The following is a 15,316-nucleotide window of genomic DNA, read 5'->3' on the forward strand; positions in this document are numbered from 1 at the left end:
TCACCGGATGGTTCGGAGGTCCGAAAGTGCTATCGGCAACTTTTCCGAAACCCACCGGAGGTACTTATACCGTGATGACCGCCGTGATTCGTCGCGGCGCGGGCAACCACATCCTGAGTGTGCGATGCGCCCGCGTATGCCGTCTGATCGCGCTCGGTGCCGTGCCCGTGCTGCTGGCGCTCGCCGCCGCACCCGCGGGCGCGTCGCCTCTCTACCCGACACCGGATCCCGATCCGTTCTACGCGGCACCGCCCGAGCTGGCCGCGGCCGCACCCGGCGAGGTGCTCGCGGTGCGGGCCATGCCGCCGCTGATCACCTTCCCGGGTGTCTCGGTGTCGCTGGTGAAGTTCCGCTCGACGAATTCCGCCGGTGATCCGATCGCCGCGACGACCACGGTGCTGCGCCCGGCCAATGCGATTCCGGGTGCGCCGCTGCTGTCGTATCAGCACATCATCAATGGTCTGGGCACCAAATGCGCGGTGTCGCATGTGCTTTACACCCAGGATCCGAATCTGGCGGTACGCGAGGCGCCGGTGCTCAACGGGCTGCTGCTGCGCGGCTGGTCGATCGCGCTGCCCGATCATCTGGGGCCGACCATCGCCTATGGCGCGGCGCGGCTGGGCGGGCTGATCACCCTCGACGGGATTCGCGCGGTGCAGCGGGTGCGCGAGTTCGGGCTCGGTGCGAGTCCGGTTGCGCTGCTGGGCTATTCGGGTGGCGGCATGGCGACCTCGTGGGCGGCGGCGCTGCAGCCGCGCTACGCGCCGGAGCTGCGCCTGGTCGGGGCCGCGGCGGGCGGGGTGCCGATGAATCTGGTGAAGATGATCGAAGGGCTGGGCTATCAGCATCATCCGGTGTTCGGGCTGGCGATGGCCGCGGCCATCGGTCTGGAGCGCGAGTATCCGGCGCAGCTGCCGATCAGCGAGAACATGAATGCCGCGGGGCTGGCGGTGCGCAATGCCATCGCCAACGGCTGCACCAACGACATCCTGGTCGCCGGGGCCGGGCACAGCGTCGTCGACTTCGCCGCCTCTACCTCGCTGGTGGGCGATCCGGTGGCGCGACATGTGGTGGAGGACAACAGCATCGAGCTGTTCGACGGGCTGCCCGCGACGCCGATCTTCGAATGGCACGCCCCGCAGGATGCGCTGATCCCGGTCGACGCCATCGCGAACACGATGCGCCGGTATTGCGCGGGCGGGGTCCCGGTGGAGTCCGAATTGTTCCCCAGCCCGGACCATCTCACCACCGCTGTGCTCGGCGCGCCGGCGGCGATCAACTGGATCGATGCGCGGTTCCGCGGCGTGCCCGCACCATCGAACTGCTAGTCATGCGGTCGGTCTCCGGCGCGGCGGTGGCGGGCCAGTTGCAGTTCCAGCAGCAGCCGGTCGGCCGGATCCTCCAGGTCGATGCCGGTGATGTCCTGGGCGCGACGCAGCCGGTAGCGCAAGGTGTTCGGGTGGATGCGCAGGGCGGTGGCGGCCGCGCGCACGTCGCCGTGGTGGCGTAGATAGTGCTCCACGCTGGCCTCGAGTTGGGCGGCGTGGCTGCGGTCGTAGTCGAACAGCGCGGTCAGGCGGGGGTCGTGGAGTTCCGGACGGGCGGCGATGTGGTCGAGGATCTCGCCCAGCAGCACCGCCGTCCGGGATTCGGCGAGGGTGGTGACGCGGTCCTTGGGGAAGGTGGCCGCGGTGCTGTCCAGGACGCGGTCCACCTCCAGCCGGGCGCGGGCGACCTGATCGAGTTCGGGCACCGGAATCGCGATGGCGGCCCGCAGGATCAGATTGCTCGCGGATTCGAGTTGCTCCACCAGTTGCCGCGTCCAGGCGCTGACCGCCCGCGCCGATTGGTAGCGCGGCAGCAGGATGTAGGCGCGATCCCCAATGAGGGTGGTCAGCGAGTCCCGGCGAAACGCACTGGCGCGCAGCCGAAGCGCGCTCCCGAGAATCTCACGCTCCCGCGTGCCGGAGGTGTCGCCGGTGAGTGCGAAACCGATGACCGCGGCGGGGCCGGTGACCGGGATGCCGAGTGCGCTGGCCACGGACGGTACGTCGACTCCCTCGCCGCGTGCGCCGAACAGGCGTTGGATGAGGAGCGCCTCGGTGGAGGGGGCGTCGAGGCTGCGGGAGATGATGCGGGCCGCGATGGCCGATGCGCCCCGGAGTACCTCGGCCGCACCGGGTTCGAAGGGTTTGTCGCCCTCCTGGAGCCAGATCGCGCCCAGCACGGTCGCGGCGCTGCCCTCGCCGGGGCGCCGGATGCCCACGGCCAGACGGTGTTTGATGTCGAGTTCGGCGTGGGCGGGGAGATCGATGACCTCGTCGGTTTGCCGCAGGCGGTCGAAGACGCCCCACTGCTGGAGGATGCGCAGGTATTCGCGCGGCCCCTCCCGGCCGAGGATGGATTGGATGCGCAAGCGGTCGGCGGATTCGTTGGAGGCCGAGTACGCGAGCACGTGGGACTGCGCGTCTTCGATGGTCACCATTCCGCCCGCGTTCTGGGCGATGATCTGCGCCAATCCGAAAAGGTCGGTGTCGGCGGCGAGGAGATCACGCTCCTCACCCTCGCGGGCACCGCGGGTGCGGTCGAGGACTCGACGGATCAGGGGGTACACGTGGTCCCAGCGCGCGCGTGGGTGAACCGCGACGACCGCGACCCCGGCCCGCCGCGCCGCCCGGCGCAGTTCTTCCGACTCGGCGGTCTTGGACAGCACCACTCGCGGTCGCCCGTCCGCCTCCCGCTCACCGACCTCCCGCAGCCACCGCACCGCCTCGGCCTCGCTGACGCCGACATGCAGGTACATGTCCGAAATCGGTGCGTGGGCAGCCGTTTCCGAGGTCAGGTCGGAGCTGTCGACCAAGGCGACAGACCCGATCGCCACCTCGTCGCCGCGGGGCGCGTCGAGCAGTTCGACCAGTGTCGCGCCGAGCGCGGCGAGCAACTCGCGCAGGGCGATGCCCGGTGTGTGGTTGTCGGCCGGATTGTCGCTGGCCATGATGCTGACTCCGGGTAGGCGGGGACGAGGGTTCGGCCGACCGTACAACACTCCGGTGAGGTCTTTGGCCGATCGGCTCAATATTCGTGGTGCGGTTCGCGGTTGACTCGGCGTATTCGCTCAGTGGCTCGGGCCACATTCCGCCAGGAGGTTGTCATGGATGCCGTCACCCTCACGCCGCCGCCGGTGAACGAACCGGTGGGGAGCTTCGCGCCCGGGAGCCCGGAGCGCGCGAGATTACAGGGCAAGCTGGCCGAGCTCGCCGGGACACCGTTCGAGATTCCGCACGTGATCGGCGGGAAGGAGCGGCGGAGTTCGGGAGAGACCGTCGATGTGGTGCAGCCGCATCGGCATTCGGCGGTGCTGGGGACGATCACCGTGGCCGAGGCGCGGGATACGGCCGAGGCGATCGAGGCGGCGGCTGCGGCGGCGCCGGGGTGGCGGGGGTTGTCCTTCGATGAGCGGGCGGCGGTATTCCTGCGGGCGGCGGATCTGCTGTCCGGGCCGTGGCGGGAGACGGTGGCGGCGGCGACCATGCTGGGCCAGTCGAAGACCGCGTATCAGGCCGAGATCGACGCACCGTGTGAGCTGGTGGATTTCTGGCGCTTCAATGTGCATTTCGCGCGCGGGATTCTCACCGAGCAGCCGATCTCGTCGGCGGGGGTGTGGAATCGGGTGGAGTACCGGCCGCTGGAGGGGTTCGTGTACGCGATCACGCCGTTCAACTTCACGGCCATCGCGGGAAATCTGCCGACCGCACCCGCCTTGATGGGCAATACGGTGGTGTGGAAACCCTCACCTACGCAGGCGTTTTCGGCGTATCAGACGATGCGGCTGCTGGAGGCGGCGGGCCTGCCGCCCGGGGTGATCAATCTGGTGCACGGGCACGGGCCGGAGGTGTCGGCGGTGGCGCTGTCCGATCGGCGGCTGGCCGGGATTCATTTCACCGGGTCGACGGGGACGTTCCAACATCTGTGGAAGTCGGTGGCGGACAATATCGCCGGGTACGACACCTATCCGCGGCTGGTCGGGGAGACGGGCGGGAAGGATTTCGTGCTGGCGCACAGCTCCGCCGATCCGGAGGTGTTGAGTACGGCGCTGATTCGCGGGGCGTTCGATTACCAGGGGCAGAAGTGTTCGGCGGCGTCGCGGGCGTTCATCCCGAAGTCGGTGTGGGAGCGCATGTCGGGGGATTTCCTGGCGAAGGTGTCGGAGCTGACCTATGGCGACGTCACCGATTTCACGAATTTCGGTGGGGCGCTGATCGATCGGCGCGCCTTCGAACGCAATGTGGCGGCGCTGGATCGGGCCAAGGCGACGCCGAGCCTGACCGTGCTCACCGGTGGGCGCGCCGACGACAGCGAAGGCTGGTTCGTGGAGCCGACGGTGCTGCTGGGTGAGGATACCTCCGACGAGGCCTTCCGCACCGAGTACTTCGGGCCGATCCTGGCGGTGCACGTCTACGACGACTCGACGCCGGGCGGATTCGATTCGGTGCTCGAACTGGTCGATCGCGGGTCGCCGTATGCGCTGACCGGTGCGGTGATCGCCGACGATCGGGCTGCGGTCGCCGCCGCCACCGAGCGACTTCGGTTCGCGGCGGGCAACTTCTACATCAATGACAAGCCGACCGGTGCGGTGGTCGGACAGCAGCCCTTCGGCGGGTCGCGCGCCTCGGGGACGAACGACAAGGCCGGCTCGGCGCAGAATCTGCTGCGCTGGACCTCGGCGCGGACCATCAAGGAGACCTTCGTGCCGCCGCGGGATCACCGCTATCCGCATCAGGCGGTCGCGCCGGAAGCGGGGGAGCGCTGATGTTCACGACCGTTTTGCGTCCGGCGTTGCTGGCGGCCTCGCGGTCGCCGCGCGTGGAGAAGACCGTCACCGGGATGACCTCGACCCGGAAAGTGGTGCGGCGCTTCGTCGCCGGGGAGACCGAGGAGCAGGCGGCCACGGTCACCGAGGCGCTGCTCGCGTCGGGGCGGTACGCGAGTATCGACTATCTGGGCGAGGACACCACCGATATCGAGCGGGCGCGCGCGACCGTCTCGCACTATCTGAGCCTGCTCGAGACGTTCGGTGAGTTGCCGGGGTCGGCGGGGGCGGTTCGGCCGCTGGAGGTTTCGCTCAAGCTCTCCGCGCTGGGGCAGTCGTTGCCGCGGGATGGGCATGCGATCGCGCTCGAGCACGCCCACAAGATCTGCACCGCGGCCTCGGCCGCGGGGGTGTGGGTGACGGTCGACGCGGAGGATCACACCACCACCGATTCCACACTGTCGGTGGTGCGGGCGCTGCGGGAGGATTTCCCGTGGGTGGGCACGGTGTTGCAGGCGTATCTGCTGCGCACCGAGGGCGACTGCCGCGATATGGCCGGGCCGGGATCGCGAATCCGGTTGTGCAAGGGCGCGTATCGGGAACCGGCCGGGGTGGCCTATCCGGACCGGGACGAAGTGGACGCGTCGTATCTGCGCTGCCTCGACATCCTCATGAACGGCCAGGGCTATCCCATGGTGGCCACCCACGATCCGGTCATGCTCGAGGCGGCGGCCAGGTACATCCGGGCTGTGCCCGGCAACGATCTCGAAGTGCGCCGCGAACCCGACCGGTTCGAATTCCAGATGCTCTACGGCATCCGGGACGAGGAGCAGCGGCGACTGGTCGCCGAGGGCGCGCATCTGCGCACCTACGTACCCTACGGCGACCAGTGGTACGGCTACTTCATGCGCCGATTGGCCGAGCGCCCGGCCAATCTCGCGTTCTTCCTGCGATCGTTCGGTCCGGGCGCACGGCGGTGATGTGCGGAGCTAAACCATGATCAGCATCGGGTCGAGGCCGAACTTGTACTTGCCGTACATGTCGTAGACCTTCTCCGCCTCATTGGTGGCGTGCACGCGGGCCGCGTGCGCGTCACGGAACAACCGTTGCAGCGGCGTGCCCTTCGACAGGGCCGCCGCACCGGCGGATTCCATGAACACGTCGATGGCGGCGACACAGCGCTGGGTGGCGCGCACCTGATCGCGGCGCGCGTCCAGGCGAGTGTCGATGGAGATCTCCCCGCCGGACAGAATGGTCTGGTACTCCTCGACGAGGTGGCCCGCCAGCTGCCGCCAGGAGGCATCGATGTCGCTGGTCACGCGACCCACCCGCTCGGTGACGTACGGGTCGTTCTTGGCCTGCTCGCCGACGAAGGCGGCCCGCCAACGCTCGCGCTGGTATTCGACGTAGATGTCGCGCGCGCCCTCGGCCATACCGAGCACCGGGGTCGACAGGCCGGTGGGCAGGATGGTGCCCCACGGCATGCGGTACACCGGTTCGGTATTGACCGCCACGCCCGGCATGGTGCCGTCGTTCATATCGTGGAAGCTCAGGAACCGGTGCTCAGGGACGAAAACGTCCTGCACGAGCACCGTATTGGAGCCGGTCCCCGCCAAACCGAAGGTGTCCCACACCTGATCGATGGTGAAATCGGCCTTGGGAATCAGGAAGGTGCCGAACTGCGGGATGTCGCCGACCATGAGGGGCGCGCCATCGACGAGCACCGGACCGCCCAGCAGCGCCCAGTCGGCACTGTCGCACCCCGAGGAGTAACGCCACGCACCGCTGACCCGGAAGCCGCCCTCGGCCTGGATCCCGATGCCCATCGGGGCATAGGAGGAGCACAGCAGCGCGTCCGGGTTCTCGCCCCAGACGTCTTGCTGCGCTTGCTGATCGAACAGGGCGAGATGCCAGGGGTGGATGCCGAAGACGCTGGAGATCCAGCCCGTGGAGCCGCAGGCGCGCGAGAGGCGACGGATGGCGTCGTAGACGATCACCGGCTCCGCCGCGTAGCCGCCCCATCGGGTGGGCTGCATGAGTTTGAAGAATCCGGTCTCGCGCAGGTCCGCGATGGTCTCGTCGGGGATGCGCCGCAGATCCTCGGTCTGCTGCGCGCGCTCGCGCAGCACGGGTAGGAGCTTCTCGATTGCCTCGAGCACTTCGTGGTCGAACACGCCAAGAGTCACGTGAGCTGAACTCCCACCTTGAAATAACGAAAGGAACACATTTCGGTTTGAGGTTAAGGCACTGCAGGTACCGGCGCGCGCCGAATCCGCCGAGCCCGCAAGGTGTTCCGGTCACCGGGACGGCGGCACCGGGCGGTGTGTCGGTGCACGACACGCGGCGCCTCGCCGAAACCGGGGACTTTGGCCGATCAGCCAATGATTTTGAACTTTATTTAACCAATCGCCCGATCACAGCGTCCGGCATGGTCCGATTAGCTGTTCTGGCTCGAGTGTGACCTGCGTTACTGCATCGGAGCGGGCGCAGCGGACGAAAGGATCCCGCATGTCGATTGCGGAGTTGCGCGGACAGATCTTGCGCCGCAAACCGATCACGGACGTGGAGGACGACACGCCCGCCGACGAGCGGTTGTCCAAACACCTGGGGCTGTGGCAGCTGACGGCCATCGGCGTGGGCGGCATCATCGGTGCGGGCATCTTCGCCCTGGCCGGGTCGGTGGCCCACACCACCACGGGGCCTTCGGTTCTCATCTCGTTCCTCATCGCCGGTGTGGCCAGCGCGTGCGCGGCGCTGTGCTACGCGGAGTTCGCCGGCATGGTGCCCAAGGCGGGATCGGCCTACACCTACGGATATGTCTCGCTGGGGGAGCTGGCCGGGTGGTTCATCGGCTGGGATCTGCTGCTCGAGTACGTGGCGGTGGCGGCGGTGGTCGCGATCGGCGTCTCCGGATACTTCAACTTCCTGCTGGATCAGATCGGAATCACGTTGCCGCACTGGATGCTCGGGGCTTCGGGCACCGGCGACGGGCATGTGGTGGACGTGTTCGCGATCCTGTTCTGCCTGGGCAGCGCGTGGGTGCTCTCGCGCGGAATCAAGAGCGTGGGGCGGTTCGAGACGATCGCGGTGGGGATCAAGGTGGCAATCGTGCTGCTGATCATCGTGCTCGGCGTGTTCAAGATCGACAGCGCGAACTATCACCCCTACTTCCCGTTCGGGACCGGCGCGGTGTGGACGGGTGCGGCGACGGTGTTCTTCGCGGTGTTCGGGTATGACGCCATGAGTACCGCGGCCGAGGAGTCCACCGAGGCGAAAAAGCATCTGCCCAAGGCGATCATCTACTCACTCGCCATCGCCATGGTGCTGTACGTACTGGCCTGCCTGGTGCTGACCGGCATGCAGAAGTACACCGACATCAGCCCCACCAGTGGCTTCTCCACCGCGTTCAAATCCGCCGGGATGGGCAGCGTCGCCAACATCATCGCCGTCGGCGCGATCGTCGGCATCATCACCGTGGTGCTCACCTTCATGCTCGGCGTGACCCGCGTCTGGTACGCCATGAGCCGTGACGGGCTGCTGCCGGAGTGGTTCGCCAAGACCCACCCGACCCGCAAGGTCCCGACTCGGGTGACCTGGATCGTGGGTGTCGGCTCGGCCATCCTGGCGGGCTTCCTGAAGATCAATGTCGTTGCGGAACTGACCAATATCGGCATCCTGATGGCCTTCATCGTGGTCAGCATCTCCGTCGTCGTGCTGCGCTACACCCGGCCCGACGAGCCCCGCGAATTCCGGCTGCCGCTGATGCCGGTGGTCCCGATCGTCGGCATCGGCTTCTCCATCTACCTGATCTGGTCGCTGCCCTGGGAAACCTGGGTTCGCTTCGCCGCCTGGCTGGTGGTCGGCCTGATCATCTACTTCGGCTACTCCCGCTTCCACTCGAAGCTGGGTACCCCGGTGCGGGCCGAGAACGCCTGAGCCCCCGCAGACTCCGGGCGGCGCACTGACGCCGGTGCCGCCCGGTCCGGTGCGCCCGTGGAATCCCCACGGGCGCACTCTTTTCAGTACTCGTGCGGTGCTCCGAGCAGGAGGCCGATGGTCAACAGCGGGAAGATCATCAGCGGCCAGGACTCGAGCAGGGTGGGGTGCAGGCCCTTGTAGGAGGCGCCGGTGGGGATCGAGACGACCGTGGTCGACAGCAGTTGCGCCAGTAGCACCAGCATCGATCCGGCGATCACCAGCATGCGACCCACACGCAGGCGGAACAACAGCAGGAACACACCGCCACCCAGAATCAGGGCCAGCACGCCGAGCCAGAGTGCCATCAGGTCGAAGGTGAGCTGGACGCTGTCACCCAGGTAGTTGTCGCTCGCGTCCCTCAGCCACAGCGAATTCGCAAGCACTCTCAGCGTTTCCACGCCCCACGCCAGGAATCCGGCCCCCGCCAGGCATACGGCGGTCCAGCGCCGCAGTTCGCGCGTCGCATGCCAGACCCCTGCCGAGTCCAGCGACTCGTGCTGCTCACTCATGTGCGGTCTCCTGTACGTCGGGCACGTTTGCCGCCGCGTTCGCGGTGCTTTCCAGCAACAGCAGGATGGTGAGGAGCGGGAAGATCATCAGCGGCCAGTCGAAGGCCAGGCTGGGCGGCGGCTGGTAGTAGAAGGCGTCGATGGGTATCGCGGCCAGCGTGAGGGCGAGAGTCTGGCCCAGCAGAACCAGTGTGCAGCCAGTGATTACAGTCGCCCGTCCCATTCGCTGCCGGCGGGCCAGCAGGACTACTCCCACCGCCAGGATTGCGGCTGCCGAGGCGAAGGCGAGCGCCGCCAGCTGCAGTACCTCGTCGGCGGTCATCGAGCCGAGATAGGGGAGCCCGACGAATTTCGATTCCATCGAGGTCATCCAGGCGCCGAATGCCTCACCGGCCCAGGCGAGTACCCCGGCAGTCGCCAAGACCATCGCGATCCTGCGCCGGATCTCCCGGGCCGCCGACCAGCGCTGCGTCACGGATACTCCTCCCGCATCGGCCATCGTCACCGGCCTCGTCGATGACCGTAGCGGTCGAATTTGCGGGCGCAGAGGAGCGATTGTGGAGATCCTGTGCGGATCAGCGGTCGGCCGTTCCGGAGTTCGGGGACCGAATTCGGCTGCGGCTCAGTGCGTCACATGAATGGCGATCGTGCCGTCGAGGCGTGCCTCGACGCGGATCCGGGTCAGGTCGTCGACGTGGGCGGTGGGGGTGAAGGAGGCGGCGCGGGGGCCCACGCCGATCACTCGCATACCGGCGGATTTGGCGGCGGCGATGCCCGCGTCCGAGTCCTCGAACACCAGGCAGTCCTCGGGGCGGAAGCCGAGTTCGGCTGCGCCCTTCAGGAAGCCCTCGGGGTCGGGCTTGCTGGCGGAGACGGATTCGGCGGTGATGCGGAGGCCGGGCATCGGGAGAGCGGCCGCGGCCATGCGGGTTTCGGCGAGGGCGTGGTCGGCGGAGGTGACCAGGGCGTGGGGCAGGTCGGCAATCGCGGCCATGAAGGCCGCCGCACCCGCGACGGGTACGACGCCCTCCACGATCGTCTTCTCCTGCTCCAGCATTCGCGCGTTGTCCTCGCGGTTGACCGCCTCGGGGCGATCCGGAAGCAATGCCGCCATCGTCGCCCAGCCCTGGCGACCGTGCGCCACCGCCAGCACGTCCTCGACGGCGAGCCCGTGCGCATCGGCCCAGCCCCGCCACAGTGCCTCCACCACCGCATCGGAGTTCACGAGCGTGCCGTCCATGTCGAGCAGTAGTCCGCGAGCGATCAGCGTGGCGTCAACCGTCATGTACTGGTTATAACCACAAATCCCGCGGGCGCGCAATGTGCCCGTGGTCCCCTCGCGTGGCTCAGGTGGCCGAGGTCGCTCCGGTGTTGCTCGGCCGGGTCAGCATGACCAGGCCCAGGGCGAGGACCGCCAGGCCGGACCAGGACAGCACGGGCAGGCGCTCCCCGACGACGGTGACGCCGAGCAGGGCGGCGACGGCCGGTTCGACGAGAGTCAGCGCGGTGGCCGTTTCGACCGTGGTGTGGCGCAGCCCGTAGCCGAAGAGACGATAGGCGAGGAAGGTCGTGAACACGGCCAGATGCACGGCGACGGCCAGGCCGCGCGGGGTTGCCAGCCAGCCGGGACCCGCGACGACGACCACGGGCAGCACCAGGACCGCCGCGAGCCCGAACATGTTGCCCATGACCGTGTTCGAGGCGTGACCACGTCCGATCAGGGCGCCGCCGATCTGCGAATACACCGCGTAGGCCAGCCCACCGCAGGCGGCGAGCAGGACACCGAGCAGGTCGATCGCAGTTCCCACCACGCCGAGCTCGGGGCCGACAACCAGTAAGGCACAACCGATCACGGCCAACAGCGTGGCCAGACACCACCGCGACGTGGGCCTGCCGCGACCCGTCGACCACGACAGCAGACCCGCGAATATCGGCGCACTGCCGAGAGCGATGACGGTCGCCACCGCAACACCGGTCCGCGCGACGGCAGGGTAGAACGTGACCGGATATCCAGCCACAGCCACAGCCCCCAGCAGTAACAGCCCGCGCTCCGAAGCGAAGCGACGGAATCGGTCACTACGACCCGAGGAGGTGGAACGCAACCTGTCACCACGTTCGGAGGTGCTGGGCTGCAGTCGATTACGCCGTCCGGGCGTGGCAGGACGCGCTCGATGTCGGCGACCGGTGGCGTAGAGCAACAGCCCGCCGAGGGCGAGTCCCGCTGAACCGATAGCGGCGGCCGGCGTTCCAGCCGGTGCCAGGGAAGCGGTGGTGCCGGTACTGCCCCACATCACCGAGGCGGCGAGGATCGGGGCACTGCCACGCCAACCGGCGGTATGCGGGCGTGCAGCGGTAATGGTAGAGGTGCGAGGGGACACGGTCGTGAACTCCGTCGTCGAATTCCGGTGGGGGAAGGAATCGAAACGGGCGCACGACGAAACCCGGGCTGCCACAACAGATCAGCCGGAGCGTCCAGCAAGAATCAGCCGATGCGCCCGATCAGGCGACCGGCGGCGGCGTGACAGCGTGCCAATAAGTACCCACGCGACGAGATTACACGACGCCGCCACAGCACTCCGAGCTGGGCGAAAACTTCACGCAGCTGGTGAATTCGACACTCGCGCTCTCGAATCCGGCGTACCGTGGCGAACCCGGCCAACCGAACGACATTCCAGCCCTGCCCCGTCGACGATCGGACAGCGACGACCATGGACCCGATCGAGAGCGCACTGCGCGGCGAGAACCCCACCGTGATCCGGCGGATGACATCAGGATTCGCCGTCTTCGGCGACACCCAATTCCTCCCCGGTTACTGCCTGCTCCTCTCGGAAAGCCCCACGGCGGAACACCTCTCCGACCTCCCGGCCCTCATCCGTCGAGCCTTCCTCACCGACATGGCCCTGCTCGGCGAGGCGGTCGAACGCGCCTGCACCCCGCCTTCCGCCGCATCAACCTCGAAATCCTCGGCAACACCTATCCCCGAGTCCACGCCCACATCTGGCCCCGCTACACCTGGGAACCCCCCGACCTCCTCCCCGGCCCCGTCTGGCGCTACCCACCCGATCGCTGGACCGCCCCCGAATACGCCCGCAGCCCTGACCACGACCTTGTCCGTCAGGCAATCGCCGAAGAACTCGACCTCCTGCTCGCCGATGACCCCGCCTGAACCATCTGCCACCGAACCCACCCGAGGCGACGAAGATTCGGTTGATCTCGGCCCGCGGTGCGAAGGATCTTCTGTACTGTTCGGTTATGAAGAAGGTTTCTTCGGGAGGTAATGGGGCGGGTGGGGGCCGGGGTGTGCCGTTGGACGCTATCGATCGGCTGCTGCTCGATGAGTTGGCCCGGGATGGGCGGATGACGAACAATGCGCTGGCCGCGGCGGCGGGGATTGCGCCGTCGACGTGTTTGGGGCGGGTGCGGGCGTTGGTGGAGCGGGGGGTGATTCGGGGGTTTCATGCCGATATCGATCCCTCGGCGCTGGGGCGGGATCTGCAGGCGATGATCGCGGTGCGGGTGCATGCGTCGGCGCGCAGCCATCTGGCCGAGTTCGGCGATCAGATGGCTGCGCTGCCGGAGGTGGAGAACGTGTATTTCATTGCCGGAGCTGACGATTACCTGATTCATGTGGCGACCGCGGACTCCGGGGAGTTACGGACGTTCGTGCTCGAGCACCTGAGTGCGCATCCGGCCGTGGCATCGACGGAGACCATTCTGATCTTCGATCACGTCCGGCCGGGGCATCACGGCACGACCTGAGTCAGGCGACCAGCGGGTGCGCGGCGTAACCGTGCGCCGCGGCAACCGATTCCGAGAGCAGCTCGCCCTTGTGGGTGCTCAGGCCCGCGGCCAGGCCCGCGTCGGCGGCGACCGCGGCGCGCCAGCCCTGGTCGGCGAGGGCGAGCGCGTAGGGGAGGGTGGCGTTGGTGAGCGCGACCGTCGAGGTGTGGGGCACCGCGCCGGGCATGTTGGCCACGCAGTAGAAGATCGAGTCGTGCACGCGGTAGGTGGGGTCGGCGTGGGTGGTGGGGTGCGAGTCGGCGAAGCAGCCGCCCTGGTCGATGGCGATATCGACCAGCACCGAACCCGACTTCATCTGGGCGACAAGCTCGTTGGAGACCAGGGTGGGAGCCTTGGCGCCGGGGACGAGGACCGCACCGATGACCAGGTCGGCCTCGCGGACCAGGTTCTCCACCTCGAGCCGGTTGGACATGATGGTGCGCACCTGGCCGTGGTAGAGGTCGTCGATCTCGCGCAGGCGGGCGATGTTCAGGTCCAGCACGGTGACGTCGGCGTGCATGCCGTGCGCGACGGCGATGGCATTGCGCCCGGCCACGCCCGCGCCGATCACGACCACGCGCGCCGGGCGGACACCGGGGACCCCGCCCATCAGCACGCCGCGGCCGCCGCCGCTGCGCATCAGGTGGTAGGCGCCGGCCTGCGGGGCCAGGCGGCCCGCGACCTCGCTCATGGGGGCCAGTAGCGGCAGGGAACCGTCCGCGGCGGTGACGGTTTCGTAGGCGATCGAGGTGATGCCCGAGGACAGCAGCGCGTCGGTGCAGTCCTTGGAGGCGGCCAGGTGCAGGTAGGTGAACAGCACCTGATCGGCGCGCAGGCGCGAATATTCCTCGGCGACAGGCTCTTTCACCTTGAGCACCAGATCGGCGGTCTCCCAGACCTCGTCGGCGGTGTCGAGGACGCGGGCGCCGGCGAAGCGGTAGGCGTCGTCCTCGAAGGTGGAGCCGACGCCCGCACCGGTCTCGACGTAGACCTCGTGCCCGCGGGCCACGAATTCGTGGACGCCGGCGGGGGTGCAGGCCACCCGGTATTCGTGGTTCTTCACCTCGCGGGGGATTCCGATCTTCATGCCCACTCCTCGGTTGGTTCGACTGGTCGGGGCGGGATCGCCGCCCGGGAGAGAGTATGAAGATTGTGCGAGATCAGATCCAGATGGCTGAAGAAGATTCTCTAATTGATTAAGGATCTATCCGAACATGCGAAATAGCTGGCTGAGAGGTGGGTCACATCGAAGGATATTCGGACTCTCGGACCCGCTGTTCACGGCTCTTACTCCGGTGCCTCGGGCCAGCCCTCGTCGATCGGCCAGCCGCCCGCACGCAGGTGTTTACGGACCCGCTCCAGATCGGTCTCGCGCGGCATCTCGTCGGTGAGCCTGGTGATGATCACCCCGACATCGGCGCGGTCGACGGGCAGCGCGCCGAGCAACATCAACTCCTCGGCCACCTGCCGCACCTGCTCCTCCGACAGCCGCCGCGCCAGCACCGCCAGCAGCGGCAGGTAGTCGGTGTCGGGAACACCCTGCGGGTAGCCCGCGCGCAGCCAGCCGATAATCCTGCTCAGCAGCTCGGACAGCGCCATCGGTACCCGGGTTCTGTGACGGTGGAACGGTTTTCACGCCTCGGAGGGGTGGGCCAGCGGCCAGCCCCCGGCGGCGAGCCGGGCCGCGACCCGGTTCACGTCATCCGCGCCCGGCTTCTCGTGGGCCAGTCGCCGGATGGCGGTTTCGATGGCGGCGCGATCGAGAACTCCGTCGGAGGCCAGCAATTGCTGGATCACCTCGTCGACTTCCCGGTCGGTGAGTTTGCGGTGCAGGACCGCGAACAGCGCCACATAGTCTTCCCGCGGGACCCCGTGCGGGTAACCGGCGCGCAGCCAGGTCAGGACCGCGGCGAGAATCGAGCGATTGGTCGTCATGACTCACTTCTTCGGTGGTTTCGCGCCGAACAACTGGATGTCGAAAGTGTGACTGATGAAATCCTTGGCGATATAGAGGATTCCGGCGACGACCACGAGCAGTGCGGCGGCGAAACACGCGTAGGCGATCGCGGCGGCGAGAGTCTGACGGCCGGAGGAGCGCGGTCCATCGGTCGCGGGTTCCAGTGCCCAGAAGCGGATTCCGGTCGCCACGACCACGGGGACACCGATGCCCAGCGTCAATGCGATCAGGGTGACCTCGCCCAGCGACTTGGCGATGGCGGTGAAGGTGTGCATGCGAATG

Annotated in this window: 16 protein-coding genes; 5 read left to right on the top strand and 11 right to left on the bottom strand. The window is 67.8% G+C overall.

The genetic code is table 11. From position 1 onward, the window contains the following. The first annotated feature begins 74 nt into the window (after positions 1-74). Positions 75-1,328: a lipase family protein gene (locus ON43_RS17175; protein ID WP_083913473.1), complete on the top strand. Its 1,254-nt coding sequence runs from the start codon at positions 75-77 to the stop codon at positions 1,326-1,328. Here the strand turns inward: ON43_RS17175 and ON43_RS17180 are convergent. Continuing rightward, a complete protein-coding gene (locus ON43_RS17180) occupies positions 1,325-2,995 on the bottom strand; it encodes a PucR family transcriptional regulator (RefSeq protein WP_083913474.1) in 1,671 nt (556 codons plus the stop codon). The two genes, ON43_RS17175 and ON43_RS17180, sit on opposite strands and share 4 nt — an antisense overlap. Before the next feature lie 156 nt (positions 2,996-3,151). Here ON43_RS17180 and pruA point away from each other — a divergent pair, with 156 nt between their 5' ends. Together pruA and ON43_RS17190 are read left to right on the top strand one after the other, a co-directional pair. Further along, positions 3,152-4,810, top strand: coding sequence for an L-glutamate gamma-semialdehyde dehydrogenase (gene pruA, locus ON43_RS17185; protein ID WP_040808462.1), 1,659 nt, complete (start codon positions 3,152-3,154; stop codon positions 4,808-4,810). Further along, positions 4,807-5,790 (top strand): proline dehydrogenase family protein, encoded by a 984-nt coding sequence (locus ON43_RS17190; protein ID WP_373283451.1) that lies wholly within the window; start codon positions 4,807-4,809, stop codon positions 5,788-5,790. Before pruA ends, ON43_RS17190 begins: the two co-directional genes overlap by 4 nt. Before the next feature lie 9 nt (positions 5,791-5,799). Here the strand turns inward: ON43_RS17190 and hsaA are convergent, their stop codons facing one another. After that, positions 5,800-6,996: a 3-hydroxy-9,10-secoandrosta-1,3,5(10)-triene-9,17-dione monooxygenase oxygenase subunit gene (hsaA, locus tag ON43_RS17195; RefSeq protein ID WP_040808466.1), complete on the bottom strand. Its 1,197-nt coding sequence runs from the start codon at positions 6,994-6,996 to the stop codon at positions 5,800-5,802. A 322-nt stretch (positions 6,997-7,318) separates the two neighbouring features. Here hsaA and ON43_RS17200 point away from each other — a divergent pair, with 322 nt between their 5' ends. Next, positions 7,319-8,746, top strand: a complete 1,428-nt coding sequence (locus ON43_RS17200; RefSeq protein ID WP_040808468.1) for an amino acid permease — start codon at positions 7,319-7,321, stop codon at positions 8,744-8,746. Between the two features lie 83 nt (positions 8,747-8,829). Here ON43_RS17200 and ON43_RS17205 read toward each other — a convergent pair whose 3' ends face one another. From ON43_RS17205 to ON43_RS44855, 5 genes are all read right to left on the bottom strand, one after another. Continuing rightward, positions 8,830-9,297, bottom strand: coding sequence for a hypothetical protein (locus tag ON43_RS17205; protein ID WP_040808469.1), 468 nt, complete (start codon positions 9,295-9,297; stop codon positions 8,830-8,832). Next, a complete protein-coding gene (locus ON43_RS17210) occupies positions 9,290-9,772 on the bottom strand; it encodes a hypothetical protein (protein WP_174416471.1) in 483 nt (160 codons plus the stop codon). The genes ON43_RS17205 and ON43_RS17210 overlap by 8 nt, the downstream gene beginning before the upstream one ends. A gap of 147 nt (positions 9,773-9,919) precedes the next feature. Beyond that, entirely contained in the window at positions 9,920-10,582 is a 663-nt protein-coding gene (locus ON43_RS17215; protein WP_040808472.1) for an HAD-IA family hydrolase, read from the bottom strand. Positions 10,583-10,643: 61 nt separating this feature from the next. After that, positions 10,644-11,750: an EamA family transporter gene (locus tag ON43_RS17220; protein WP_306304972.1), complete on the bottom strand. Its 1,107-nt coding sequence runs from the start codon at positions 11,748-11,750 to the stop codon at positions 10,644-10,646. 29 nt (positions 11,751-11,779) lie between these two features. Next, positions 11,780-12,091 (bottom strand): hypothetical protein, encoded by a 312-nt coding sequence (locus tag ON43_RS44855; RefSeq protein ID WP_157514081.1) that lies wholly within the window; start codon positions 12,089-12,091, stop codon positions 11,780-11,782. Between the two features lie 458 nt (positions 12,092-12,549). On the opposite strand from ON43_RS44855, the gene ON43_RS17230 reads away from it, so the two are divergent. After that, positions 12,550-13,056, top strand: a complete 507-nt coding sequence (locus tag ON43_RS17230) for an Lrp/AsnC family transcriptional regulator (protein ID WP_040808479.1) — start codon at positions 12,550-12,552, stop codon at positions 13,054-13,056. 1 nt (position 13,057) lies between these two features. On the opposite strand, the gene ald is transcribed toward ON43_RS17230, so the two are convergent. The 4 genes from ald to ON43_RS17250 form a co-directional block, all read right to left on the bottom strand. Beyond that, positions 13,058-14,164 carry an alanine dehydrogenase gene (ald, locus tag ON43_RS17235; RefSeq protein ID WP_040808481.1) on the bottom strand — a complete coding sequence of 369 codons (1,107 nt, stop codon included), beginning with the start codon at positions 14,162-14,164 and terminating at the stop codon, positions 13,058-13,060. Between the two features lie 200 nt (positions 14,165-14,364). Further along, positions 14,365-14,676 (bottom strand): DUF3349 domain-containing protein, encoded by a 312-nt coding sequence (locus ON43_RS46230; RefSeq protein WP_040808482.1) that lies wholly within the window; start codon positions 14,674-14,676, stop codon positions 14,365-14,367. Positions 14,677-14,709: 33 nt separating this feature from the next. After that, positions 14,710-15,012, bottom strand: a complete 303-nt coding sequence (locus tag ON43_RS46235) for a DUF3349 domain-containing protein (protein ID WP_040808484.1) — start codon at positions 15,010-15,012, stop codon at positions 14,710-14,712. A 3-nt stretch (positions 15,013-15,015) separates the two neighbouring features. Next, positions 15,016-15,309, bottom strand: a complete 294-nt coding sequence (locus ON43_RS17250) for a hypothetical protein (RefSeq protein WP_040808487.1) — start codon at positions 15,307-15,309, stop codon at positions 15,016-15,018. Between the last annotated feature and the right edge of the window lie 7 nt (positions 15,310-15,316).

The organism is Nocardia concava NBRC 100430 (assembly GCF_000308815.1).
GTDB lineage: Bacteria > Actinomycetota > Actinomycetes > Mycobacteriales > Mycobacteriaceae > Nocardia > Nocardia concava.

What these genes read in the sequence shown, in the direction of transcription:
- ON43_RS17175 (WP_083913473.1), top strand. Translation starts at nt 75, where the DNA reads ATGACCGCCGTGATTCGTCGCGGCGCGGGCAACCACATCCTGAGTGTG.
- ON43_RS17180 (WP_083913474.1), bottom strand. Translation starts at nt 2,995, where the DNA reads ATGGCCAGCGACAATCCGGCCGACAACCACACACCGGGCATCGCCCTG.
- pruA (WP_040808462.1), top strand. Translation starts at nt 3,152, where the DNA reads ATGGATGCCGTCACCCTCACGCCGCCGCCGGTGAACGAACCGGTGGGG.
- ON43_RS17200 (WP_040808468.1), top strand. Translation starts at nt 7,319, where the DNA reads ATGTCGATTGCGGAGTTGCGCGGACAGATCTTGCGCCGCAAACCGATC.
- ON43_RS17205 (WP_040808469.1), bottom strand. Translation starts at nt 9,297, where the DNA reads ATGAGTGAGCAGCACGAGTCGCTGGACTCGGCAGGGGTCTGGCATGCG.
- ON43_RS17215 (WP_040808472.1), bottom strand. Translation starts at nt 10,582, where the DNA reads ATGACGGTTGACGCCACGCTGATCGCTCGCGGACTACTGCTCGACATG.
- ON43_RS17230 (WP_040808479.1), top strand. Translation starts at nt 12,550, where the DNA reads ATGAAGAAGGTTTCTTCGGGAGGTAATGGGGCGGGTGGGGGCCGGGGT.
- ald (WP_040808481.1), bottom strand. Translation starts at nt 14,164, where the DNA reads ATGAAGATCGGAATCCCCCGCGAGGTGAAGAACCACGAATACCGGGTG.
- ON43_RS46230 (WP_040808482.1), bottom strand. Translation starts at nt 14,676, where the DNA reads ATGGCGCTGTCCGAGCTGCTGAGCAGGATTATCGGCTGGCTGCGCGCG.
- ON43_RS46235 (WP_040808484.1), bottom strand. Translation starts at nt 15,012, where the DNA reads ATGACGACCAATCGCTCGATTCTCGCCGCGGTCCTGACCTGGCTGCGC.
- ON43_RS17250 (WP_040808487.1), bottom strand. Translation starts at nt 15,309, where the DNA reads ATGCACACCTTCACCGCCATCGCCAAGTCGCTGGGCGAGGTCACCCTG.